The sequence below is a fragment of the Enterobacter cloacae complex sp. GF14B genome (genome assembly GCF_004136805.1).
GTDB classification, from domain to species: Bacteria; Pseudomonadota; Gammaproteobacteria; order Enterobacterales; family Enterobacteriaceae; genus Enterobacter; species Enterobacter hormaechei_C.
This window is the reverse complement of record NZ_QFRV01000005.1, coordinates 76,405-98,832: the sequence shown is the minus strand read 5'-3', so window position 1 is coordinate 98,832 and position 22,428 is coordinate 76,405. Positions and strand designations below refer to the sequence as shown.

22 protein-coding genes are annotated in these 22,428 nt (G+C 56.2%); 13 read left to right on the top strand and 9 right to left on the bottom strand.

Annotated elements, in window-relative coordinates; translation table 11 throughout:
• Positions 1–66: 66 nt before the first annotated feature.
• Positions 67–810 (top strand): copper homeostasis protein CutC, encoded by a 744-nt coding sequence (gene cutC / locus DD606_RS03185; protein WP_047653733.1) that lies wholly within the window; start codon positions 67–69, stop codon positions 808–810.
• Between the two features lie 260 nt (positions 811–1,070).
• Here cutC and cmoB read toward each other — a convergent pair whose 3' ends face one another.
• The 5 genes from cmoB to DD606_RS03160 are packed head-to-tail and all read right to left on the bottom strand — an operon-like array spanning position 1,071 to position 4,651.
• A complete protein-coding gene (cmoB, locus tag DD606_RS03180; RefSeq protein ID WP_022651447.1) occupies positions 1,071–2,042 on the bottom strand; it encodes a tRNA 5-methoxyuridine(34)/uridine 5-oxyacetic acid(34) synthase CmoB in 972 nt (323 codons plus the stop codon).
• Positions 2,039–2,782: a carboxy-S-adenosyl-L-methionine synthase CmoA gene (cmoA, locus tag DD606_RS03175; RefSeq protein ID WP_003859735.1), complete on the bottom strand. Its 744-nt coding sequence runs from the start codon at positions 2,780–2,782 to the stop codon at positions 2,039–2,041. Before cmoA ends, cmoB begins: the two co-directional genes overlap by 4 nt.
• A 40-nt stretch (positions 2,783–2,822) precedes the next feature.
• Positions 2,823–3,218, bottom strand: a complete 396-nt coding sequence (locus DD606_RS03170) for an MAPEG family protein (RefSeq protein ID WP_003859737.1) — start codon at positions 3,216–3,218, stop codon at positions 2,823–2,825.
• Positions 3,219–3,269: 51 nt separating this feature from the next.
• Positions 3,270–4,088, bottom strand: a complete 819-nt coding sequence (locus DD606_RS03165; RefSeq protein ID WP_003859739.1) for a DUF72 domain-containing protein — start codon at positions 4,086–4,088, stop codon at positions 3,270–3,272.
• Positions 4,085–4,651: a hydrolase gene (locus tag DD606_RS03160; RefSeq protein WP_017384353.1), complete on the bottom strand. Its 567-nt coding sequence runs from the start codon at positions 4,649–4,651 to the stop codon at positions 4,085–4,087. Before DD606_RS03160 ends, DD606_RS03165 begins: the two co-directional genes overlap by 4 nt.
• Before the next feature lie 262 nt (positions 4,652–4,913).
• Between DD606_RS03160 and aspS the strand changes: the two genes are divergently transcribed.
• The 6 genes from aspS to ruvB all read left to right on the top strand — a co-directional run bounded on the left by aspS (position 4,914) and on the right by ruvB (position 10,169).
• Positions 4,914–6,686 (top strand): aspartate--tRNA ligase, encoded by a 1,773-nt coding sequence (gene aspS, locus DD606_RS03155; protein WP_129258165.1) that lies wholly within the window; start codon positions 4,914–4,916, stop codon positions 6,684–6,686.
• Position 6,687: 1 nt separating this feature from the next.
• Positions 6,688–7,131 (top strand): dihydroneopterin triphosphate diphosphatase, encoded by a 444-nt coding sequence (gene nudB / locus DD606_RS03150; protein WP_003859745.1) that lies wholly within the window; start codon positions 6,688–6,690, stop codon positions 7,129–7,131.
• A 27-nt stretch (positions 7,132–7,158) separates the two neighbouring features.
• Positions 7,159–7,899: a YebC/PmpR family DNA-binding transcriptional regulator gene (locus tag DD606_RS03145; RefSeq protein WP_003859747.1), complete on the top strand. Its 741-nt coding sequence runs from the start codon at positions 7,159–7,161 to the stop codon at positions 7,897–7,899.
• A gap of 34 nt (positions 7,900–7,933) precedes the next feature.
• Positions 7,934–8,455 carry a crossover junction endodeoxyribonuclease RuvC gene (ruvC, locus tag DD606_RS03140; protein ID WP_023303896.1) on the top strand — a complete coding sequence of 174 codons (522 nt, stop codon included), beginning with the start codon at positions 7,934–7,936 and terminating at the stop codon, positions 8,453–8,455.
• 80 nt (positions 8,456–8,535) lie between these two features.
• Positions 8,536–9,150 carry a Holliday junction branch migration protein RuvA gene (gene ruvA / locus DD606_RS03135; protein WP_003859751.1) on the top strand — a complete coding sequence of 205 codons (615 nt, stop codon included), beginning with the start codon at positions 8,536–8,538 and terminating at the stop codon, positions 9,148–9,150.
• A gap of 8 nt (positions 9,151–9,158) precedes the next feature.
• On the top strand, positions 9,159–10,169 hold the full coding sequence (gene ruvB / locus DD606_RS03130) for a Holliday junction branch migration DNA helicase RuvB (protein WP_003859753.1): 1,011 nt from the start codon (positions 9,159–9,161) through the stop codon (positions 10,167–10,169).
• 52 nt (positions 10,170–10,221) lie between these two features.
• Here the strand turns inward: ruvB and znuB are convergent, their stop codons facing one another.
• Both znuB and znuC read right to left on the bottom strand, forming a co-directional pair.
• Complete coding sequence (gene znuB / locus DD606_RS03125; RefSeq protein WP_003859755.1) at positions 10,222–11,007, bottom strand: zinc ABC transporter permease subunit ZnuB; 786 nt, start codon at positions 11,005–11,007, stop codon at positions 10,222–10,224.
• Positions 11,004–11,759, bottom strand: a complete 756-nt coding sequence (gene znuC / locus DD606_RS03120) for a zinc ABC transporter ATP-binding protein ZnuC (protein WP_003859757.1) — start codon at positions 11,757–11,759, stop codon at positions 11,004–11,006. Before znuC ends, znuB begins: the two co-directional genes overlap by 4 nt.
• Before the next feature lie 77 nt (positions 11,760–11,836).
• Between znuC and znuA the strand changes: the two genes are divergently transcribed.
• From znuA to lpxM, 3 genes are all read left to right on the top strand, one after another.
• The gene (gene znuA / locus DD606_RS03115; RefSeq protein WP_032610246.1) at positions 11,837–12,781 is read left to right on the top strand and encodes a zinc ABC transporter substrate-binding protein ZnuA; all 945 of its coding nucleotides are present in this window, start codon (positions 11,837–11,839) and stop codon (positions 12,779–12,781) included.
• 15 nt (positions 12,782–12,796) lie between these two features.
• A complete protein-coding gene (gene mepM / locus DD606_RS03110) occupies positions 12,797–14,116 on the top strand; it encodes a murein DD-endopeptidase MepM (protein ID WP_003859762.1) in 1,320 nt (439 codons plus the stop codon).
• Positions 14,117–14,233: 117 nt separating this feature from the next.
• The gene (gene lpxM, locus DD606_RS03105; RefSeq protein WP_022651444.1) at positions 14,234–15,205 is read left to right on the top strand and encodes a lauroyl-Kdo(2)-lipid IV(A) myristoyltransferase; all 972 of its coding nucleotides are present in this window, start codon (positions 14,234–14,236) and stop codon (positions 15,203–15,205) included.
• A 43-nt stretch (positions 15,206–15,248) separates the two neighbouring features.
• Here the strand turns inward: lpxM and pyk are convergent, their stop codons facing one another.
• Both pyk and DD606_RS03095 read right to left on the bottom strand, forming a co-directional pair.
• A complete protein-coding gene (gene pyk, locus DD606_RS03100) occupies positions 15,249–16,691 on the bottom strand; it encodes a pyruvate kinase (protein ID WP_003859767.1) in 1,443 nt (480 codons plus the stop codon).
• Between the two features lie 114 nt (positions 16,692–16,805).
• Positions 16,806–17,675 (bottom strand): MurR/RpiR family transcriptional regulator, encoded by an 870-nt coding sequence (locus tag DD606_RS03095; protein WP_003859769.1) that lies wholly within the window; start codon positions 17,673–17,675, stop codon positions 16,806–16,808.
• 356 nt (positions 17,676–18,031) lie between these two features.
• On the opposite strand from DD606_RS03095, the gene zwf reads away from it, so the two are divergent.
• The 3 genes from zwf to kdgA all read left to right on the top strand — a co-directional run bounded on the left by zwf (position 18,032) and on the right by kdgA (position 22,233).
• Complete coding sequence (gene zwf, locus DD606_RS03090; RefSeq protein WP_003859771.1) at positions 18,032–19,507, top strand: glucose-6-phosphate dehydrogenase; 1,476 nt, start codon at positions 18,032–18,034, stop codon at positions 19,505–19,507.
• A gap of 233 nt (positions 19,508–19,740) precedes the next feature.
• On the top strand, positions 19,741–21,552 hold the full coding sequence (gene edd, locus DD606_RS03085) for a phosphogluconate dehydratase (RefSeq protein ID WP_015570284.1): 1,812 nt from the start codon (positions 19,741–19,743) through the stop codon (positions 21,550–21,552).
• 39 nt (positions 21,553–21,591) lie between these two features.
• On the top strand, positions 21,592–22,233 hold the full coding sequence (gene kdgA, locus DD606_RS03080) for a bifunctional 4-hydroxy-2-oxoglutarate aldolase/2-dehydro-3-deoxy-phosphogluconate aldolase (protein WP_129258163.1): 642 nt from the start codon (positions 21,592–21,594) through the stop codon (positions 22,231–22,233).
• Positions 22,234–22,428 lie beyond the last annotated feature (195 nt).

Genomic DNA, 22,428 nt, shown 5'->3' with positions numbered 1-22,428 from the left:
TCGATCCAGACACCAATCGGGCAACGTGCCACGATGGTACGTTGAGTGAAATTTAAGGAGGATGACATGGCGCTGCTGGAAATTTGTTGTTACAGCGTGGAGTGTGCCGTCACTGCGCAACGGCACGGGGCCGATCGCATCGAGCTTTGCGCGGCACCGAAAGAAGGAGGATTAACCCCGTCCTCTGGCGTGCTGAAATCAGCCCGTCAGGCCATCACTATTCCGGTGCACCCGATTATTCGCCCGCGCGGCGGTGATTTTTGTTATACGGCGGGTGAGTTCAGTGCCATGCTTGAGGATATCGCCCTCGTCCGTGATTTAGGTTTTCCGGGGCTGGTGATCGGTGTACTGGACGAAGACGGCAACATCGATCTTCCGCGTATGCGTCAGGTCATGCGCGCCGCCCGGGGGATGGCGGTCACTTTTCATCGTGCGTTCGATATGTGTCAGGATCCGATACAAGCCTTTGATACGCTGGCAGAACTGGGCGTGGCGCGCGTTCTGACGTCGGGCCAGCAGTCCTCGGCTGAAAAAGGACTGAAATTAATTACGGAACTAAAAGCACATTCCGGTGTTCCAATAATCATGGCGGGCGCAGGAGTACGCGCCAGCAATCTGGAACTGTTTTTAAACGCAGAGGTGGAAGAGCTGCACAGCTCAGCGGGTAAATGGATACCTTCACCCATGCGTTATCGCAATACAGGGTTGTCAATGTCGACGGATGCTGAAGCGGATGAGTACTCGCGCTACGGTGTGGATGGAGAGTCGGTTGCGGTAATGAAATCGTTGATTGAACGTCATCACGTGTAGCAACGTACCGATTTTTACCGCGCATCATGTCGCCCAATATGATGCTTGCTTGTACCAGGCCCCTGCAAATTACACAGGGGCCTTTTTTTCTCCTTCATATTTCAAGCCGCAGCCGCGTTGGCCGCCTCGCTCACCCCGGTCACTTACTGATGTAAGCTCCCGGGGATTCGCTGCGTTGCCGCCTTGCTGCAACTTGAACTATTTTGGAGAAAACGTGCGACGCGTAGGCCGGGTAAGGCGCAGCCGCCACCCGGCACAAACTACGGCTTCGTCGCAATCAATACCGCACGCATCGGGGCCGGATAGCCTTCGATGGTTTTACTGTGATCGTCCGGGTCGAGGAATTGCTCCAGCGATTCGGTGATCATCCAGTCGGTGCGACGCTGTTCTTCAATCGACGTCACGCACACATCGGCGATGCGTACATCGACAAACCCACATTTCTCCAGCCAGTTCTTCAGCGCCAGCGCGGAAGGGATGAAGTAAACGTTGCGCATCTGCGCATAGCGATCGCCCGGCACCAGAACGGCATGTTCATCGCCTTCGATAACCAACGTTTCGAGCACCAGTTCGCCGCCGCTGACCAGCTGATCTTTCAATTGCCAGAGATGCTCCAGCGGGGAACGACGGTGGTACAGCACGCCCATCGAGAAAACGGTATCAAAGGCTTTCAGGGCCGGGAGTTGCTCGATACCCAGCGGCAACAGGTGCGCACGCTGGTCGTTACCCAACAGCTTACGCACCGCTTCAAACTGGCACAGGAACAGCTGCATCGGATCGATACCGATGACCAGATGCGCGCCTGCGCCGATCATGCGCCACATGTGATAGCCGCTACCGCAGCCCACGTCCAGAATGGTGCGCCCGGTCAGGTCGGATAAATGCGGCAGAACGCGATCCCACTTCCAGTCGGAGCGCCACTCGGTGTTGATGTTTACGCCGTAAAGTGAAAACGGCCCTTTGCGCCACGGCATCAGGTTGCGCATCAGCGTTTCGATGCGGTTGATCTGCCCGGCCGGGAGCGGCTCTTCGCTCTCCGCCGTCACGCTGTGCAGTAAATCCAGACGATGAGGCGTCAGTTCAGGCAGAAACTCCACGGCGTTGGACCACTGCTTCAACAGACCATGCTGCTGATCGCGCTGCCAGGTGGCAATTTGCGCAGGCAGGGTTTCCAGCCAGTGGGAAAGATGGTTTTTGGCAATCAGCTGATAGAAATTACCGAACTCGATCATGCTGCGTCTCCGGCTTTCAGCGCCACCAGAGAACCAAAGTTAAAGCACTGGAACCACAGTTCGCTGTGTTCAAATCCGGCTTTGCGCAGGCGCGCTTTGTGGGTTTCTACGGAATCCGTCAGCATGACGTTTTCAAGCATGCTGCGCTTCTGGCTGATCTCCAGCTCGCTGTAGCCATTTGCACGCTTGAAATCATGGTGCATGTTGAACAGCAGTTCGCCCACGCTGGCATCTTCAAAGCTGAATTTCTCAGATAACACCAGCGCGCCGCCCGGGTTCAGGCCTTGATAAATTTTATCCAGCAACCGCTGACGATCGTCCGGCACCAGGAACTGAAGGGTAAAGTTCAGGACCACCATCGAGGCGTTCTGGATGTCGATATCGCGGATATCGCCTTCTACCACCTCCACAGGCGTAGGGGCTTTATACGCGTCAATGTGGCGACGGCAGCGTTCGACCATGGCCGGTGAGTTATCGACAGCCACAATCTTGCAGCCTTCGTGATGAACGTTACGACGAATGGACAGCGTTGCCGCTCCCAGCGAACAGCCCAGGTCATAGACCTGCGTGCCGGGTTGAACAAAACGCTCCGCCAGCATGCCGATCATGGAGATAATATTGGAATAACCGGGAACAGAGCGCTGGATCATATCCGGGAAGACTTCGGCTACCCGTTCATCAAAGGTCCAGTCGCCCAGGCTGGCGATAGGCGCGGAAAAAAGCGTGTCGCGATCTGACATAACGTAAAAATCCGGGAAAAATAAAGGGGCATATTGTGCGCTAATGGAAGGAGAAAACCAACTCCCACGGCATATACCAAAGGTTAGCCAGCACCATCAGCAAAAGCGAGCACCAGGTCGCGCTCATGCCGGAACGACGCCAGCGGATCAGGCGATGGTGAAAACCATAATAATGCATCAAACGCCCTGCTATCAGCAGCAGCCCGCAGACGTGCACCATCCAGGTTTCAGCGCCATCCATCTCCATTAACAGCAGTAAAATTAACGCGACGGGAATGTACTCGACCGCGTTGCCGTGGATCCGGATTGCGCTTTGCAGCTCAGAAAAGCCCCCGTCACCGTACGAGACGCGGTACTGCATTCTCAGGCGCACAACATCAAATGAAAACTTAATCAGCAGTAATGCACCTAACACCGCATACAGCGCGCTGACCATACTAACTCCCTGTTTTTGGCAGATGGCACGTCTCTATGATAGGGGGTGATTTCAGAAAAGAGAAGATTGTTGTGGGATGGACGGCGCGGGGCCAACCGACGGAACCGCCTGCTGCAAGGCCTGCCAGAGAGCATCGACCAGTTCAGGCGCCTGTGCGATATCCGGCGTATGTAAAAAAAGGTACGGCGTGGTGGTGTGCTCCCATTTCGCCAGCGTTTGCAGCCAGACGGCGAACATCTCCTCATTTTGCTGCATGTTATCGCTGCCGATAAACCGGACCATCGGGTTCTGCGCCGTTACGATCGCATGGACGGGCACTTTCGGTTTTTTGCGCTGGGCATCAACAACGGCTTCGCTGTGCGGGATTGCGCTGTGCACGGGGCGGCTGTCGAGGATCACGCGGTTGACCGATCGTTCATGCAGGCCGCGATTGAGCGCTTTCTCCGCGTCGCCTTTGGCAAAGAATTCCGGATGCCTCACTTCTACGCCGTAGGTGAAATCAAGTGGCAGGGCCTCGAGAAACTGCCAGAGGGCGGGCAGGTCGCGTGGGCCAAACGTGGCGGGAAGCTGGAGCCAGTACTGGCCAATACGGTTGGCCAGAGGCGACATCCGGGTGAAAAACTCGTGGGTTAAATCATCGCAGTTGCGCAGCGCGGCGTTGTGGGAGATGGTCGCCGGGAATTTAAAGCAAAAGCGGAAGTCGTCGGTGGTTTGCTCGCGCCAGCGTTCGACGATCTCCGCGCGGGGCAGAGCGTACAGCGTGGTATTGCCCTCCACGCAGTTAAAGTGTCGGGCATACTCTTCAAGGCTGGTAATACCCAGGCGCACCCATTTCGGGTGCGACCACTGGGGCAGGCCCACGTACATCATAGCGCGCTGAGGATCTCATCCGTGCTGCGCACGCGACCGATACGCGGGAAGATATGGGTCATGCTGCCCTGGTGCTGATCCGCAGAGGCTGCGCTGCACGCATCTTCCGCGATCACCAGGTTAAAGCCCAGCTCCCAGGCGTTACGGGCGGTGGATTCCACACCAATGTTGGTGGAGATCCCGCACAGAATAATCGTGTCGATCCCGCGACGGCGCAGCTGGAGCTCCAGGTCGGTGCCGTAGAATGCGCCCCACTGGCGTTTGGTGACTTCTATATCGCTGTCGCGTTTACCGAGCGAGACAGGATATGTCCACCAGTTGTCCGGCAGCGCCTGCGCCGGGGCCTGAGCATCAACCGGCTGTTTTAACGCTTCGGCGAAATCAGCGGACCAGCCGACGCGCACCATAACAACAGGCGAGCCGCTGGCGCGGCATTTTTCTGCCAGGCGCGCAGCGCGGCTGACCACATCGTCAGCGGTGTGCGGACCACCGGCAAAAGGCAGAATGCCTTCCTGTAAATCAATGACCACAAGGGCGGTTTTGGTGGCATCAAGTGTAAACATCGTCGCTCCCGTCAAATGATTGCTTTTCTACACCTTACGACGTGATGGCCTGTTATCGGTCGGATAATTTTGTTAATTTTTGTGAGAATAGGCAATAAGAGTTCAGCAAACGCGCGTCAGGCCGTGCTTCGCTCTTATCGTGCGGCAGAATTTCCAGTATAATAGCCGCCTTTTTTCATCCAGTTGTGACATACAGAAAGCTGCGACATCGTAGCCTGCGAGACAGGCGACAATCAGCCTGCGGCTAATTAAGGGATATCTCATGCGTACAGAATATTGCGGGCAGCTGCGTCAGTCCCACGTCGGGCAGCAGGTCACCCTGTGTGGTTGGGTCAATCGTCGTCGCGATCTTGGTAGCCTTATCTTTATTGATATGCGTGACCGCGAAGGTATCGTTCAGGTGTTCTTCGATCCGGATCGCGCTGATGCGTTGAAGCTGGCTTCTGAGCTGCGCAATGAGTTCTGCATTCAGGTGACGGGCACCGTGCGTGCGCGTGACGAGAAAAACGTCAACGCCGACATGGCGACCGGCGCTATCGAAGTGCTGGCGTCCGATCTGACGATCATCAACCGCGCGGAAGCGTTGCCGCTGGACTCCAACCACGTCAACACCGAAGAAGCGCGTCTGAAATACCGCTACCTGGATCTGCGTCGTCCGGAAATGGCTCAGCGCCTGAAAACCCGTGCGAAAATCACCAGCCTGGTGCGCCGTTTTATGGATGACCACGGTTTCCTTGATATCGAAACCCCGATGCTGACCAAAGCCACGCCGGAAGGCGCGCGCGATTACCTGGTGCCATCCCGCGTCCATAAAGGCAAATTCTATGCGCTGCCGCAGTCTCCACAGCTGTTCAAACAGCTGCTGATGATGTCTGGCTTCGATCGCTACTATCAGATCGTGAAATGCTTCCGCGACGAAGACCTGCGCGCTGACCGTCAGCCAGAATTTACCCAGATCGATGTGGAAACCTCCTTCATGACCGCTGAGCAGGTGCGTGAAGTGATGGAAGCCCTGGTGCGTAGCCTGTGGAACGACGTGAAAGGCGTCGAACTGGGCGATTTCCCAATCATGACCTTCGCGGAAGCCGAGCGTCGCTACGGCTCCGACAAACCAGACCTGCGTAACCCGATGGAGCTGGTGGACGTGGCAGACCTGGTGAAAGCCGTTGAGTTCGCGGTCTTTGCTGGCCCGGCTAACGATCCGAAAGGCCGCGTGGCGGCACTGCGCGTGCCGGGCGGAGCGGCTCTGAGCCGTAAGCAGATCGACGACTACGGCATCTTCATCAAGATCTACGGCGCGAAAGGTCTGGCCTATATTAAAGTGACCGAGCGTGCGAAAGGTCTGGAAGGTATCACCAGCCCGGTTGCGAAATTCCTGAACGCGGACATCGTGGAAGCGATCCTGGAGCGCACCGGCGCGCAGGACGGCGACATGATCTTCTTCGGCGCAGACAACAAGAAAGTGGTTGCGGATGCGATGGGCGCGCTGCGTCTGAAGCTCGGCAAAGACCTGAACCTGACCGACGAAAGCAAATGGGCGCCGCTGTGGGTTATCGACTTCCCAATGTTTGAAGACGACGGTGAAGGTGGCCTGACCGCGATGCACCACCCGTTCACCTCGCCAAAAGACATGACGCCGGCAGAGCTGAAGGCAGCACCGGAAGACGCAGTGGCAAACGCCTACGATATGGTCATCAACGGCTACGAAGTGGGCGGTGGTTCCGTGCGTATTCACAGCGGTGAAATGCAGCAGACCGTGTTCGGCATCCTGGGCATCAACGAACAGGAGCAGCGCGAGAAGTTCGGCTTCCTGCTGGACGCGCTGAAATACGGTACGCCTCCGCACGCGGGTCTGGCTTTCGGTCTTGACCGTCTGACCATGCTGCTGACCGGCACCGATAACATCCGTGATGTGATCGCCTTCCCGAAAACCACTGCCGCCGCGTGTCTGATGACCGAAGCGCCAAGCTTTGCCAACCCGGCCGCACTGGCTGAGCTGGGCATTGAGGTGGTGAAGAAGGAAGAGAAAAACTGATATGGCATATAAGCGTCCCGTTTCGGTTCTGGTGGTCATTTATGCAGAAGACACGAAGCGGGTGCTGATGTTGCAGCGGCGCGACGATCCGGATTTCTGGCAGTCGGTTACCGGCAGCCTGGAAGAGGGGGAGACCGCACCGCAGGCCGCCGCGCGTGAAGTAAAGGAAGAGGTCGCCATTGATGTTGCTTACGAGCAACTGACCCTGAAGGACTGTCAGCGCACGGTGGAGTTTGAAATTTTTAGCCATTTACGTCATCGCTATGCACCGGGAATTGAGCGCAATACGGAATCATGGTTCTGCCTTGCGCTTCCCCATGAGCGGGAGATCGTGTTCACGGAACACCTGACCTACCGCTGGGTGGATGCGGCGGATGCCGCCGCACTGACCAAGTCGTGGAGCAACCGGCAGGCGATTGAAGAATTTGTAATTAACGCTGCCTGAGAAGGCGCGATTTTTGGAGAACTTTTTATGGCAGGTCATAGTAAGTGGGCCAACACCAAACACCGCAAAGCGGCACAGGATGCCAAACGCGGTAAAATCTTTACCAAAATCATTCGTGAGCTGGTGACAGCGGCGCGTCTGGGCGGCGGCGATCCGGCCTCTAATCCACGTCTGCGCGCAGCGGTGGATAAAGCCCTGTCCAACAACATGACGCGTGACACCCTGAACCGTGCAATCGCACGTGGCGTGGGCGGTGATGAAGACGCGAACATGGAAACCATCATTTATGAAGGTTACGGTCCTGGCGGTACGGCGGTGATGGTTGAGTGTCTGTCCGACAACCGTAACCGTACCGTTGCGGAAGTGCGCCACGCGTTCACCAAAACCGGCGGCAACCTGGGCACTGACGGTTCTGTAGCGTACCTGTTCAGCAAAAAAGGCGTCATCTCCTTCGAGAAAGGCGACGAAGATGCGATCATGGAAGCGGCGCTGGAAGCCGGTGCGGAAGACGTGGTGACCTACGACGACGGCGCTATTGATGTTTACACCGCATGGGAAGAGATGGGTGCCGTGCGCGATGCGCTGGAAGCGGCTGGCCTGAAGGCGGATAACGCTGAAGTCTCCATGATCCCGTCTACCAAAGCGGACATGGATGCGGAAACCGCACCGAAACTGCTGCGTCTGATCGACATGCTCGAAGACTGCGACGACGTACAGGAAGTGTACCACAACGGTGAAATCTCTGATGAGGTTGCAGCGACTCTCTGATGAGAGCGTGTAGATCCGTTACAGGAGACGCGTGATGTCGATTATCCTCGGGATTGACCCAGGCTCACGCGTCACCGGGTATGGCGTTATCCGTCAGGTGGGACGCCAGTTAACCTACCTCGGCAGTGGGTGTATTCGCACCAAAGTGGACGATCTGCCGTCGCGCCTGAAGCTCATCTATGCGGGCGTGTCGGAGATCATCACTCAGTTTCAGCCGGACTATTTCGCCATCGAGCAGGTCTTTATGGCGAAAAACGCTGACTCGGCGTTAAAGCTCGGTCAGGCGCGCGGCGTGGCGATTGTTGCCGCCGTGAACCAGGAGCTGCCGGTGTTCGAGTATGCGGCCCGTCAGGTTAAGCAGACGGTGGTGGGCATTGGTAGCGCGGAGAAAAGCCAGGTGCAGCACATGGTGCGTACCCTGCTGAAGCTCCCTGCGAACCCGCAGGCCGACGCCGCGGATGCGCTGGCCATTGCGATTACCCACTGTCACGTCAGCCAGAATGCGATGCAAATGAGCGAGTCGCGGCTCAATCTGGCGCGAGGCAGGTTACGATAATGACAAATCAGGCTGGATGTTTATCCAGCCTTTTTTTATTATGTCGGCAGATAATTTCTTCCAGAACGCAGGAGCGTCACGTGATAGGCAGACTCAGAGGCATCATCATTGAAAAACAACCCCCGTTAGTGCTGCTGGAAGTGGGTGGCGTGGGCTATGAAGTCCATATGCCGATGACCTGCTTCTACGAGCTTCCGGAGGCGGGCAAAGAGGCGGTTGTCTTTACCCAGTTTGTGGTGCGTGAAGACGCTCAGCTGCTGTACGGATTCAATAACAAACAGGAACGCACCCTGTTCCGCGAATTGATCAAAACCAACGGCGTCGGGCCGAAGCTGGCGCTTGCGATTCTGTCCGGTATGTCAGCGCCACAGTTTGTGAACGCCGTTGAGCGTGAAGATCCGGCTGCGTTAATTAAACTTCCGGGCATCGGGAAGAAAACTGCCGAGCGTTTAATTGTCGAGATGAAGGACCGCTTTAAAGGTCTGCATGGCGATCTGTTCACGCCGGCAGCCGATCTGGTGCTGACTTCCCCGGGCGCGCCTGCATCGGATGATGATGCCGAGCAGGAAGCGGTTGCCGCGCTGGTGGCGCTGGGCTATAAACCTCAGGAGGCCAGCCGGATGGTGAGCAAAATTGCTAAACCGGATGCCAGCAGTGAAACCCTGATTCGTGAAGCGCTGCGCGCTGCATTGTGAGGTAAAGGATGATTGAAGCAGACCGCCTGGTATCGGCAGGCACCATTCAGCCAGATGACGTGGTGGATCGCGCGATCCGTCCCAAACTGCTGGATGAGTATATCGGCCAGCCGCAGGTTCGTTCTCAGATGGAGATTTTCATCCAGGCGGCAAAGCTGCGCGGCGATGCGCTCGATCACCTGCTGATTTTTGGTCCGCCGGGGTTAGGTAAAACCACCCTGGCGAATATCGTCGCCAACGAAATGGGCGTTAACCTGCGTACCACTTCCGGCCCGGTACTGGAGAAAGCAGGGGACCTGGCGGCGATGCTGACTAACCTCGAACCGCATGACGTGCTGTTTATCGACGAGATCCACCGTCTTTCTCCGGTGGTGGAGGAAGTGCTCTATCCGGCAATGGAGGATTACCAGCTGGATATCATGATCGGTGAAGGTCCGGCCGCGCGCTCGATCAAAATCGATCTGCCACCGTTTACCCTGATTGGCGCCACGACCCGTGCCGGCTCGCTGACCTCTCCACTGCGTGACCGTTTTGGTATCGTGCAGCGTCTGGAGTTTTATCAGGTGCCCGACCTTCAGCATATTGTGGGGCGCAGCGCGCGCTACATGGGGCTGGATATGAGCGAAGAGGGGGCGTTTGAAGTGGCGAAGCGCTCCCGCGGTACGCCGCGTATCGCCAACCGCCTGCTGCGCCGGGTGCGTGACTTTGCCGAGGTGAAGCACGACGGCACTATATCGGCCGAGATCGCCGCCCAGGCGCTGGATATGCTGAACGTCGATGCTGAAGGTTTTGACTATATGGACCGTAAGCTGCTGCTGGCGGTGCTGGATAAGTTCTTTGGCGGGCCAGTAGGGCTGGATAACCTGGCGGCGGCAATTGGCGAAGAGCGTGAGACTATTGAAGATGTGCTGGAGCCGTATCTGATCCAGCAAGGCTTCTTGCAGCGTACCCCGCGCGGTCGTATGGCGACGGTGCGGGCGTGGAATCATTTCGGCATTACGCCGCCCGCGATGCCGTAAGTAGCGATAAATTCTAGCCCCGGTAAGCGAAGCGCCACCGGGGACATGCTGACTACTGCGCGGTCTTTTTCATCATACTGAAAATAAACAACACCGCCGCGCACAATACCACCGACGGCCCCGCTGGCGTGTCATAAAACGCCGAGAAGGTTAACCCGCCCGTCACCGCAATCATTCCGATAATCACCGCGATACCGGCCATTTGCTCCGGCGTACGCGCAAAACGGCGCGCCGTGGCGGCAGGGATTATCAGCAGCGACGTGATGATCAGCGCGCCGACAAACTTCATCGCCACACCGATGGTTAACGCCGTCACCAGCATCAACAGCAGCTTCACGCGCTGAAGCTTCACGCCGTCGACAAAGGCCAGATCCGGGCTGACGGTCATCGCCAGTAAACTCCGCCACTGCCACAGCAGGATCCCGAGCACCACCGCCACGCCAATGGCAATGGAAATGAGATCTTCGGGCGTGACGGCCAGCAGATCGCCAAACAGGTAGGCCATCAGATCTACGCGGATGTTTGACATCAGGCTCACTACCACCAGGCCCAGCGACAGGGCGCTGTGCGCCATAATGCCGAGCAGGGTATCAATTGCCAGGTGAGGGCGTTTTTCCAGCCAGACCAGACCGGCAGCCAGCAGCAGCGTGACGACAATCACCGCATAAAACGGGTTCACGTCCAGTAATAAACCAAACGCGACACCCAGCAATGAAGCATGGGCCAGCGTATCGCCGAAATAGGACATTCTGCGCCAGACGACAAACGAGCCGAGTGGACCCGCGGCGCAGGCAAGCATAATCCCGGCCAGCCAGCCGGGCAGTAACAGTTCAATCATGAGTGTCCATTTCCCCGACGCAGGACAATTCGTCCCTGTAAATCATGGCGGTGATTGTGATTATGGCGATAGATGCCCAGCTGTTCGGCGCCACGATGGCCAAACATGGAGATAAATTCGGGATGCATTGACACCACTTCCGGCGTGCCGGAACAACAAATGTGATGGTTCAGGCACAGCACTTCGTCGGTTTTGGCCATCACCAGATGCAGATCATGGGAGACCATCAGCACCGCGCAGTTAAGCTCCCGACGGAGCTGGTCAATCAGATCGTACAGCGCAACCTGACCGTTGACGTCAACACCCTGCGTCGGCTCGTCCAGGACCAGCAGCTGAGGGCTGCTGAGCAGGGCACGGGCAAGCAATACGCGCTGGGTTTCACCGCCCGACAGCTTTTGCAAGGGCGCCTCAACAAGATGTCCCGCCTGAACGCGTTTCAGCGCCGGGAGGATATCCGCTTTACGCGTACCGGGACGGAGGCGCAGGAAGCGGCTCACCGTCAGGGGCAGGGTGGCATCAAGATGTAATTTTTGCGGCACATAGCCGATACGCAATTTGTCTTCGCGGACGATAACACCTGCGTCAGGGGCTACCAGGCCTAATACGACGCGCACCAGCGTCGATTTGCCTGCACCGTTAGGGCCGAGCAGCGTGAGTATTTTGCCGGGCTTCAGATTCAGCGACACGTCAGAAAGGACGCGGCGCTGGCCGAATGAGACCGAAACATTTTCAAGAGAAACTAAAGTCGTCATGTCAATTTAAGCTTGCAGAAGTCATCGAATGTTATAATATCACATTCCACGCATTCATTACGATGATTAGTCGCATTATGTTACAGAAAAATACGCTTCTTTTCGCAGCTTTATCCGCTGCTCTTTGGGGTACAACAGCACAAGATGTTAACGCCGCTGTTGTCGCTTCGCTTAAACCGCTTGGATTTATCGCCTCTGCCATCGCGGACGGGATCACTGAGACACAGGTTCTGCTGCCTGACGGGGCTTCCGAGCATGATTATTCTCTGCGTCCATCTGATGTAAAACGCTTACAGAACGCGGACTTAGTCGTCTGGATTGGTCCTGAGATGGAAGCGTTCATGCAGAAGTCAGCCAGACAGCTTCCCGCTGAGAAACAGGTGACGATTGCCGGGCTGTCCGGCGTGAAACCGTTACTCATGAAAGGAGCTGAGGACGAGGGTGATGAGCATGACCACGACCATGCTCATGGTGAAAAAGGTGACGACCATCACCATCACGGTGAATACAACATGCATCTCTGGCTCTCCCCAGAGATAGCGCGGCTTACAGCGGTTGCAATCCACGACAAATTAGTGGAACTTATGCCGCAAAGTCGAATCAAACTCGACGCCAACCTGAAGGATTTTGAGGCTCAATTAGCCGCAACCGACAAACAGGTGGGTAACGAGCTCGCACCGCTTAAAGGAAAAGGGTACTTCGTTTTTCATGATGCCTACGGGTATTACGAGAAACATTACGGTCTGACCCCGCTGGGGCATTTTACCGTCAACCCTGAAATTCAGCCTGGTGCGCAGCGTTTACATGAAATCAGAACACAGTTGGTTGAGCAAAAAGCGACATGCGTTTTTGCTGAGCCACAGTTCAGGCCAGCGGTCGTAGAAGCCGTGGCCAGGGGAACATCCGTGCGCATGGGAACCCTTGACCCGCTAGGTACGAACATCCAGTTGAGCAAAGCGAGCTATTCGCAGTTCCTCAGCCAACTGGCGAATCAGTATGCGAGCTGCCTGAAAGGAGATTAACGAGGAAGTGAATACGTGCAACAGATAGCCCGCTCTGTCGCCCTGGCATTTAACAATCTGCCTCGACCCCACCGCGTTATGCTGGGGTCGCTTACAGTTCTCACATTAGCGGTCGCCGTCTGGCGGCCCTATGTTTACCACCCGAGTTCCGCCCCAATCATCAAAACCATCGAACTGGAGAAGAGCGAGATCCGCTCTCTGCTGCCCGAGGCCAGCGAGCCTATCGATCAGGCCGCTCAGGAAGATGAAGCGATTCCCCAGGATGAGCTGGATGACAAGATCCAGAATGAAGCTGGCATTCATGAATATGTTGTATCCACTGGCGATACGCTGAGCAGCGTCCTGAACCAGTACGGTATCGACATGGGCAACATCAGCCAGCTCGCCGCATCCGATAAAGAGCTGCGTAACCTGAAAATTGGTCAGCAACTTTCCTGGACCTTAACGCCCGACGGCGATCTGCAACGTTTGACCTGGGAGATGTCCCGTCGCGAAACCCGCACCTACGATCGCACTGCAAACGGTTTCAAAATGACCAGTGAATTGCAGCAGGGCGACTGGGTTAACAGCGTCATGAAAGGAACCGTCGGCGGCAGCTTTGTTTCCAGTGCACGCGATGCCGGCCTGACCAGCGCTGAAATCAGCTCGGTGATCAAAGCCATGCAGTGGCAGATGGATTTCCGCAAACTGAAAAAAGGCGATCAGTTCTCTGTCCTGATGTCCCGCGAAATGCTGGACGGTAAGCGCGAGCAGAGCCAGCTGGTGGGCGTTCGTCTGCGTTCAGACGGCAAAGACTACTACGCTATTCGCGCGGAAGACGGTAAGTTCTATGACCGCAGCGGTACGGGTCTGGCAAAAGGCTTCCTGCGTTTCCCAACGGCGAAACAGTTCCGCGTCTCCTCCAACTTTAACCCGCGTCGTCTGAACCCGGTAACGGGCCGCGTAGCGCCGCACCGTGGCGTTGACTTCGCTATGCCGCAGGGCACGCCAGTGCTGGCGGTAGGAGATGGTGAAGTGGTCATGGCGAAACGCAGCGGTGCTGCTGGCTATTACGTTGCTATTCGTCACGGTCGTACGTACACCACCCGCTACATGCACCTGCGTAAACTGCTGGTCAAACCGGGCCAGAAGGTGAAACGTGGCGATCGCATCGCGCTGTCCGGTAACACCGGCCGGTCGACGGGGCCGCACCTGCACTATGAAGTGTGGATCAACCAGCAGGCGGTTAACCCGCTGACGGCGAAACTGCCGCGCACCGAAGGGCTGACCGGGAAAGATCGCAAAGATTACCTGGCGCAGGTGAAAGAGGTGATGCCGCAGCTTCGCTTCGACTAAGCTCTCCTGATTTAAAAAGCCGGCGTCAGTATGCGCCGGCTTTTTCTTTTGTGCGCGGGCGGCAGCCTCGCTACACTATCCGCATATATTTTTGCGTCACCAGACCCTGGAACCCGCATGGAAACCAAAAAAAACAATATTGAATACATTCCCGAGTTTGAAAAATCTTTTCGCCACCCGCGTAACTGGGGCGCCTGGATTGGCGTATATGCGTTTGCTGGCATGGCGTTGCTACCTGCTTCCCTTCGCGATCCGGTGCTCGGTAAAGTGGGGCGCCTGGCAGGGCGCTTGGGTAAAAGCGCGCGCCGACGCGCGCAAATAAACCTGTTGTACTGTTTCCCGGATAAAAGCGACGCCGAACGCGAAGCAATCATTGATGACATGTATACCACCGCGCCGCAGGCGATGGCGATGATGGCGGAACTGGCGCTGAAAGGGCCGGAGAAGATCGTCGAACGCGTTGACTGGAAAGGGCTGGAGATCATCGACGAGATGCGTCGCAATGATGAAAAGGTGATTTTCCTGGTGCCGCACGGCTGGGGGGTCGACATTCCGGCGATGTTAATGGCGTCGCAGGGCCAGAAAATGGCGGCGATGTTCCATAATCAGGGAAACAAAATCTACGATTTCGTCTGGAATACCGTGCGCCGTCGCTTTGGCGGACGCTTGCACGCCCGAAACGATGGCATTAAGCCTTTCATTCAGTCGGTACGTCAGGGTTACTGGGGCTACTATCTGCCCGATCAGGACCACGGTCCTGAGCACAGCGAGTTTGTCGATTTCTTCGCAACCTATAAAGCCACGCTACCTGCGATTGGTCGCCTGATGAAAGTCTGCCGCGCCCGCGTGATCCCACTGTTCCCGGCTTATGACGGTAAAACGCATCGCCTGAGCATTGAGGTACGTCCGCCGATGGACGATCTGCTGACCGCAGACGATCACACCATCGCACGCCGCATGAATGAAGAGGTGGAAGTGCTGGTGGGGCCGCATAAGGAGCAATATACGTGGATCCTGAAGCTGCTCAAAACGCGTAAACCTGGCGAAACAGAGCCGTACAAGCGTAAAGAACTTTTCCCGAAGAAATAGGAAACCTTCACCCCTCTCCCCTTAGGGGAGAGGGGATCAGAGCTTACTCTACGGTCAGTACGCGGGTGGTATTGGTTGAGCCGATGGTGCTCATCACGTCACCCTGCGTCACGATAACGATATCACCGGATACCAGATAACCTTTGTCGCGCAGCAGGTTCACGGCATCGTGCGCGGCGGCCACGCCGTCGTTGGTGCTGTCGAAGTATACTGGCGTCACGCCGCGATACAGCGCCGTCAGGTTCAGCGTACGCTCGTGACGGGACATGGCGAAGATCGGCAGACCGGAGCTGATACGGGACGTCATTAGCGCGGTACGGCCAGATTCGGTCATGGTGATGATCGCCGTGACCCCTTTCAGGTGGTTGGCTGCGTACATCGCGGACATCGCGATCGCTTCTTCCACATTGTCGAACTGGATATCCAGGCGGTGCTTGGAGACGTTAATGCTTGGGATCTTCTCTGCACCCAGGCAGACGCGCGCCATGGCGGCCACGGTTTCCGCCGGATACTGGCCCGCCGCGGTTTCCGCTGACAGCATCACCGCGTCAGTACCATCCAGCACGGCGTTCGCCACGTCCATGACTTCTGCACGGGTCGGCATTGGGTTGGTGATCATGGATTCCATCATCTGGGTGGCGGTGATCACCGCGCGGTTCAGCTGACGCGCGCGACGGATCAGCGCTTTCTGGATACCGACCAGTTCAGGGTCGCCAATTTCCACGCCCAGGTCACCACGGGCAACCATCACCACGTCAGACGCCAGGATCACGTCGTCCATCGCGTCCTGATCGCAGACCGCTTCAGCGCGTTCCACTTTTGCAACGATTTTCGCATCGCAGCCTGCATCGCGCGCCAGGCGGCGAGCATAGTTCAGATCTTCACCGCAGCGCGGGAAGGAGACGGCCAGATAATCCACGCCGATCTGCGCTGCGGTCACGATATCCGCTTTGTCTTTATCGGTCAGCGCTTCGGCAGACAGGCCACCGCCGAGTTTGTTGATGCCTTTGTTGTTGGAGAGCGGGCCGCCGACGGTCACTTCGGTGAATACCTTCATACCCTGAACTTCCAGCACTTTCAGCTGTACGCGTCCGTCGTCCAGCAGCAGGATGTCGCCAGGCACAACGTCAGCAGGCAGACCTTTGTAGTCGATACCCACTTTTTCCTTATCGCCTTCGCCTTTGCTCAGGTTGGCGTCCAGCAGGAATTTATCGCCGATGTTGAGGAAGACTTTGCCTTCTTTAAAGGTCGATACGCGGATTTTTGGACCTTGCAGGTCACCGAGGATAGCAACATGGCGGCCCAGTTTAGCTGCGATTTCACGCACTTTGTCGGCACGTAATTTATGGTCTTCTGGCGTACCGTGAGAGAAGTTCATACGCACCACGTTAGCACCCGCGGCGATAATCTTTTCGAGGTTATTATCGCGGTCGGTGGCCGGGCCTAAGGTGGTGACGATCTTGGTTCTGCGAAGCCTTCTGGACATGTAATACTCCGTTGACTGAAACAACTTTGGTGTTGCGTGAACATAGAATCGGCCTTCATCTATCGCAAGGCAGTAGCGAGGGGACCGAATGCCGTAAATCGTACTTCGTCGTTATTAGGGAACATCGCTCTTTATAAGCAATTCTTTATCAAAACGCGATTCTTTCAGGGCTTCCTTGACCCGCTTCAAGTTATCCCGGAATTTTGCGCCCCGGCGTAAGGTAAAACCGGTCGCCAGTACGTCGATGACCGTCAACTGCGCCAGGCGGGAGACCATCGGCATGTACATGTCGGTATCCTCCGGTACGTCCAGGGTAATGGCGAGCGTCGCTTCCCGGGCGAGCGGCGTACCTGCCGTCGTCAGGGCGATGACCATCGCATCGTTGTCACGCGCGAGCTGCGCCAGCTCCACCTGGCTCTTGGTGCGGCCCGTATGAGAGATGAGTACCACGACATCATCTTCGCTACAATTCATACAGCTCATGCGTTGCAGCACAATGTCATCGGAGTAAATCACCGGCACGTTAAAGCGAAAGAACTTATTCATGGCGTCATGCGCCACGGCGGCGGACGAGCCAAGGCCAAAGAAGGCAATCCGTTTGGCCTGCGTGAGAAGATCGACCGCGCGATTTACTGAACTCATGTCCAGAGACTGGCGAACGTGGTCGAGCGTGGCCATTGCCGATTCAAATATTTTTGCGGTGTATGCATCAACGCTGTCGTCTTCATCGACATTGCGATTAACATACGGGGTGCCGTTTGCCAGACTTTGGGCCAGATGCAGTTTAAAATCAGGAAAGCCGCGCGTGTCCAGACTACGACAGAATCGATTGACCGTCGGTTCGCTGACGCCCGATTCCTGTGCCAGAGCGGCGATGCTTGAATGAATCGCCTGAGCGGGCGCGGCGAGAATAACTTCAGCCACTTTGCGCTCGGATTTGCTAAGGTGTTCCAGTTGAAACTGGATTTTTTCCAGCATGTTCATTGTTAACAAGACGCTCATGAGGGCATAAACGATTTCATAAAGAGATGAAACCTTGATTCGATTTAGCCGATATTACCCCCAGGACTCCCGAAAGGGTAATCGTCGACAAGAAATGTTGTTGTTTTTTTTCATTACTTGATCGACGTCGGGTTTTGCTCTGACCCCGTTGCGCAAAGAATCGACGTTTGTTGCGTCATCAGACGGGCGTAATGGCCCAGGCGACGAAAAATCACCGTATCGCACGTGACGTTAAGCGCTAATGGTTTCAGGAAACGCGTAAAAGCAGTACAGTGCATTGTAATAAAATTACAACGATACCTGGCAGAGTACCAGGCGATCTAACTGAGGAGAATGACATGGCGGTAACGCAAACAGCCCAGGCATGTGACCTGGTCATTTTCGGCGCGAAAGGCGATCTTGCACGCCGAAAATTGCTGCCTTCCCTGTATCAGCTCGAAAAAGCGGGCCAGATCCATCCCGACACCCGGATCCTTGGGGTAGGGCGCGCAGACTGGGATAAGGAGGCTTATACCAAAGTCGTGCGTGAGGCGCTCGAAACGTTCATGAAAGAGAAAATCGATGAAAGCCTTTGGGATAAGCTGAGCGGGCGTCTCGATTTCTGCAACCTGGACGTCAACGATGTAGGCGCCTTTACCCGTCTGGGTGAAATGCTTGACCAGGAAAATCGTGTCACTATTAACTATTTCGCCATGCCGCCAAGCACCTTCGGCGCCATCTGCAAAGGTCTGGGCGAGGCGAAGCTGAACGCCAAACCGGCGCGCGTAGTGATGGAGAAACCGCTGGGTACGTCGCTGGCGACCTCGCGTGAAATCAACGACCAGGTAGGCGAGTTCTTTGAGGAGTGTCAGGTTTACCGTATTGACCACTATCTGGGCAAAGAGACGGTACTGAACCTGCTGGCGCTGCGTTTTGCCAACTCCCTGTTTGTGAACAACTGGGACAACCGCACTATCGACCACGTGGAAATTACCGTGGCGGAAGAGGTGGGCATCGAAGGCCGTTGGGGCTACTTCGACCAGGCCGGCCAGATGCGTGACATGATCCAGAACCACCTGCTGCAAATTCTGTGCATGATTGCCATGTCTCCACCGTCAGATCTGACGGCCGACAGCATTCGTGACGCCAAAGTGAAAGTGCTGAAATCACTGCGCCGTATTGACCGCTCCAACGTGCGTGAGAAAACCGTGCGCGGCCAGTACACCGCAGGTTTTGCCCAGGGGAAAAAAGTTCCTGGCTATCTGGAAGAAGAGGGCGCGAACAAGTCCAGCAACACCGAGACGTTTGTGGCGATCCGCGTGGATATCGACGACTGGCGCTGGGCCGGTGTGCCGTTCTACCTGCGTACCGGGAAACGTCTGCCGGCAAAATGCTCCGAAGTGGTGGTCTACTTCAAAAATCCGGAACTGAACCTGTTCAAAGAATCCTGGCAGGAACTGCCGCAGAATAAACTGACCATCCGTCTGCAACCGGACGAGGGTGTGGATATTCAGATCCTGAACAAAGTGCCGGGTCTTGATCACAAACACAACCTGCAAACCACCAAGCTCGACCTGAGCTACTCTGAAACCTTCAACCAGACGCATCTGGCCGACGCTTACGAGCGTCTGCTGCTGGAAACCATGCGTGGTATCCAGGCGCTGTTCGTCCGCCGCGATGAAGTGGAAGAGGCGTGGAAGTGGGTCGACTCCATCACCGAAGCGTGGGCAGCCGATCAGGACGCGCCAAAACCGTATCAGGCGGGAACATGGGGACCTGTCGCCTCCGTTGCGATGATCACCCGTGATGGCCGCTCCTGGAACGAGTTTGAATAACCACCTTCTCTAGCCCAAAGGTGTTATTTTACCGGTAACATGATCTAACACAGCAAGTGGCATAATTTTTATCTTTTAAGCTCCGCGTGGATTCACCCGCGGAGCTTTTTTTATTACACTCCCTTCAGACATTTTGCCCCTGTGCTCCGGATATCAGGCGTTTCAGCGTTGTTAACAACCGTCAGAAACTGTGTAAACTCCCGAGCCTGGACAGATAAATTAGAGGAGCTTTTATGAATCCGACATTGTTACGCGTAACACAACGCATTGTTGAACGCTCGAAAGAGACCCGTGCTGCCTACCTTGCCCGCATCGAACAGGCGAAGAGTGAAACGGTCCATCGCTCACAGCTGGCCTGCGGGAATCTGGCCCACGGCTTTGCGGCCTGCCAGCCTGGTGATAAAGACGCGCTGAAAAGCATGTTGCGTAACAATATCGCCATCATTACCTCCTATAACGACATGCTTTCAGCCCACCAGCCGTATGAGGTCTACCCGTCTATCATCCGCAATGCGCTGCACAGCGTGAACGCGGTGGGCCAGGTTGCAGGCGGCGTGCCGGCCATGTGTGATGGCGTAACCCAGGGCCAGGACGGTATGGAGCTGTCCCTGCTGAGCCGCGAAGTGATCGCCATGTCGGCGGCAGTGGGCCTGTCTCACAATATGTTTGATGGCGCGCTCTATCTGGGCGTGTGCGACAAAATCGTCCCGGGGCTGGTGATGGCCGCGCTGTCGTTTGGCCACCTGCCAGCGATTTTTGTGCCGTCAGGCCCGATGGCAAGCGGTCTGCCAAACAAGGAAAAAGTCCGTATCCGTCAGCTGTATGCCGAAGGAAAAGCGGACCGTCAGGCACTGCTGGAAGCGGAAGCCGCGTCTTATCACGCGCCGGGCACCTGTACGTTCTACGGTACGGCCAACACCAACCAGATGGTGGTGGAGTTTATGGGGATGCAGCTACCGGGCTCGTCGTTCATCCAGCCGGATGCGCCACTGCGTAAAGCGCTGACCGAAGCCGCAGCCCGTCAGGTGACGCGCCTGACCGGTAACGGCAACGAGTGGATGCCAATGGGCAAAATGGTGGATGAAAAAGTTATCGTAAACGGGATTGTCGCCCTGCTGGCGACCGGCGGTTCAACCAACCATACCATGCACCTTGTCGCGATGGCGCGCGCGGCGGGCATTCTGATTAACTGGGATGACTTCTCCGATATCTCCTCTGTGGTACCGCTGATGGCGCGTCTGTACCCGAACGGTCCGGCGGACATCAACCACTTCCAGGCCGCGGGCGGCGTGCCGGTGCTGATGCGCGAGCTGCTGAAAGGCGGCCTGCTGCATGAGGATGTCAACACGGTGGCGGGCTTTGGCCTGCATCGCTATACCCTTGAACCCTGGCTGAACAACGGTGAGCTGGACTGGCGCGAAGGAGCGAGCGACTCGCTCGATCCTCAGGTTATCGCAACCTTCGAACAGCCGTTCTCTCCTCACGGCGGCACCAAAGTGCTGAGCGGTAACCTTGGACGTGCCGTGATGAAAACCTCTGCCGTGCCGGAAGAGAATCAGGTGATTGAAGCCCCGGCGGTGGTGTTTGAAAGCCAGCACGACGTTTTACCTGCTTTTGACGCGGGTCTGCTTGATAAAGACTGTGTGGTCGTGGTGCGTCATCAGGGACCAAAAGCGAACGGGATGCCAGAATTACATAAACTTATGCCGCCGCTTGGTGTATTATTGGACCGCCGTTTCAAAATTGCACTGGTGACCGATGGACGCCTCTCGGGGGCATCCGGTAAAGTGCCTTCAGCGATTCATGTCACCCCGGAAGCCTACGACGGCGGCCTGCTGGCGAAAGTGCGTGATGGTGACATGATCCGCGTTAACGGTCAGACAGGCGAGTTAACCCTGCTGGTGGACGAAGCAGAGCTGGCGGCGCGTCAGCCACATATTCCTGACCTGAGCGCATCCCGCGTGGGTACCGGACGCGAAATGTTTGGTGCATTGCGTGAGAAACTCTCCGGTGCGGAGCAGGGCGCAACCTGTATTACGTTTTAAGACGACTTGATTTTAACGATCTGGCGAGAGAAAACTCTGATGAAAAACTGGAAAACAAGTGCAGAAGCAATCCTGACTACTGGCCCTGTCGTGCCGGTTATTGTGGTAAACAAACTGGAGCACGCTGTCCCAATGGCGAAGGCGCTGGTTGCGGGTGGCGTTCGTGTTCTGGAAGTGACCCTGCGTACGGCCTGTGCGATGGATGCGATTCGCGCTATCGCCAAAGAAGTGCCGGAAGCGATCATCGGTGCAGGTACGGTTCTGAATGCGCAGCAGCTGGCGGAAGTGACCGAAGCGGGCGCACAGTTTGCCATCAGCCCGGGGCTGACCGAGCCCCTGCTGAAAGCCGCAACCGAAGGTTCTATTCCGCTGATCCCGGGTATCAGCACCGTTTCTGAACTGATGCTGGGCATGGACTACGGCCTGAAAGAATTCAAATTCTTCCCGGCTGAAGCGAACGGCGGCACCAAAGCGTTGCAGGCGATTGCGGGCCCATTCTCCCAGGTGCGTTTCTGCCCAACGGGCGGCATCTCTCCGGCAAACTACCGTGACTACCTGGCGCTGAAAAGCGTGCTGTGCATCGGTGGCTCCTGGCTGGTTCCGGCGGATGCGCTGGAAGCAGGCGACTGGGATCGCATCACTAAACTGGCTCGCGAAGCGGTAGAAGGCTCGAAACAGTAACAAATGCCCAATGCATAAAGCAGGCCCTCTGGCCTGATGCTGGTCACTTTATGTGACCAGCATGTATAAGTTCTTCTTCTCTACACAACATTTCTGATATCCCTAACCCCAGGCGTATTATTTTTCATTATTAAATAATCCTTCACTTATATATTTGATGAATAAATCATTCTGAATTTATGTGTGATAAAATTG

Excerpts from the sequence above, each read along its gene's own strand:
- DD606_RS03165 (WP_003859739.1), bottom strand. The coding sequence starts at position 4,088 with ATGATGTACGTGGGCCTGCCCCAGTGGTCGCACCCGAAATGGGTGCGC.
- znuB (WP_003859755.1), bottom strand. The coding sequence starts at position 11,007 with ATGATTGAACTGTTACTGCCCGGCTGGCTGGCCGGGATTATGCTTGCC.
- kdgA (WP_129258163.1), top strand. The coding sequence starts at position 21,592 with ATGAAAAACTGGAAAACAAGTGCAGAAGCAATCCTGACTACTGGCCCT.
- lpxM (WP_022651444.1), top strand. The coding sequence starts at position 14,234 with ATGGAAACCAAAAAAAACAATATTGAATACATTCCCGAGTTTGAAAAA.
- cutC (WP_047653733.1), top strand. The coding sequence starts at position 67 with ATGGCGCTGCTGGAAATTTGTTGTTACAGCGTGGAGTGTGCCGTCACT.
- cmoB (WP_022651447.1), bottom strand. The coding sequence starts at position 2,042 with ATGATCGAGTTCGGTAATTTCTATCAGCTGATTGCCAAAAACCATCTT.
- ruvC (WP_023303896.1), top strand. The coding sequence starts at position 7,934 with ATGTCGATTATCCTCGGGATTGACCCAGGCTCACGCGTCACCGGGTAT.
- nudB (WP_003859745.1), top strand. The coding sequence starts at position 6,688 with ATGGCATATAAGCGTCCCGTTTCGGTTCTGGTGGTCATTTATGCAGAA.
- ruvB (WP_003859753.1), top strand. The coding sequence starts at position 9,159 with ATGATTGAAGCAGACCGCCTGGTATCGGCAGGCACCATTCAGCCAGAT.
- DD606_RS03145 (WP_003859747.1), top strand. The coding sequence starts at position 7,159 with ATGGCAGGTCATAGTAAGTGGGCCAACACCAAACACCGCAAAGCGGCA.
- znuA (WP_032610246.1), top strand. The coding sequence starts at position 11,837 with ATGTTACAGAAAAATACGCTTCTTTTCGCAGCTTTATCCGCTGCTCTT.
- znuC (WP_003859757.1), bottom strand. The coding sequence starts at position 11,759 with ATGACGACTTTAGTTTCTCTTGAAAATGTTTCGGTCTCATTCGGCCAG.
- edd (WP_015570284.1), top strand. The coding sequence starts at position 19,741 with ATGAATCCGACATTGTTACGCGTAACACAACGCATTGTTGAACGCTCG.
- DD606_RS03095 (WP_003859769.1), bottom strand. The coding sequence starts at position 17,675 with ATGAACATGCTGGAAAAAATCCAGTTTCAACTGGAACACCTTAGCAAA.
- zwf (WP_003859771.1), top strand. The coding sequence starts at position 18,032 with ATGGCGGTAACGCAAACAGCCCAGGCATGTGACCTGGTCATTTTCGGC.
- DD606_RS03170 (WP_003859737.1), bottom strand. The coding sequence starts at position 3,218 with ATGGTCAGCGCGCTGTATGCGGTGTTAGGTGCATTACTGCTGATTAAG.
- aspS (WP_129258165.1), top strand. The coding sequence starts at position 4,914 with ATGCGTACAGAATATTGCGGGCAGCTGCGTCAGTCCCACGTCGGGCAG.
- pyk (WP_003859767.1), bottom strand. The coding sequence starts at position 16,691 with ATGTCCAGAAGGCTTCGCAGAACCAAGATCGTCACCACCTTAGGCCCG.
- cmoA (WP_003859735.1), bottom strand. The coding sequence starts at position 2,782 with ATGTCAGATCGCGACACGCTTTTTTCCGCGCCTATCGCCAGCCTGGGC.
- DD606_RS03160 (WP_017384353.1), bottom strand. The coding sequence starts at position 4,651 with ATGTTTACACTTGATGCCACCAAAACCGCCCTTGTGGTCATTGATTTA.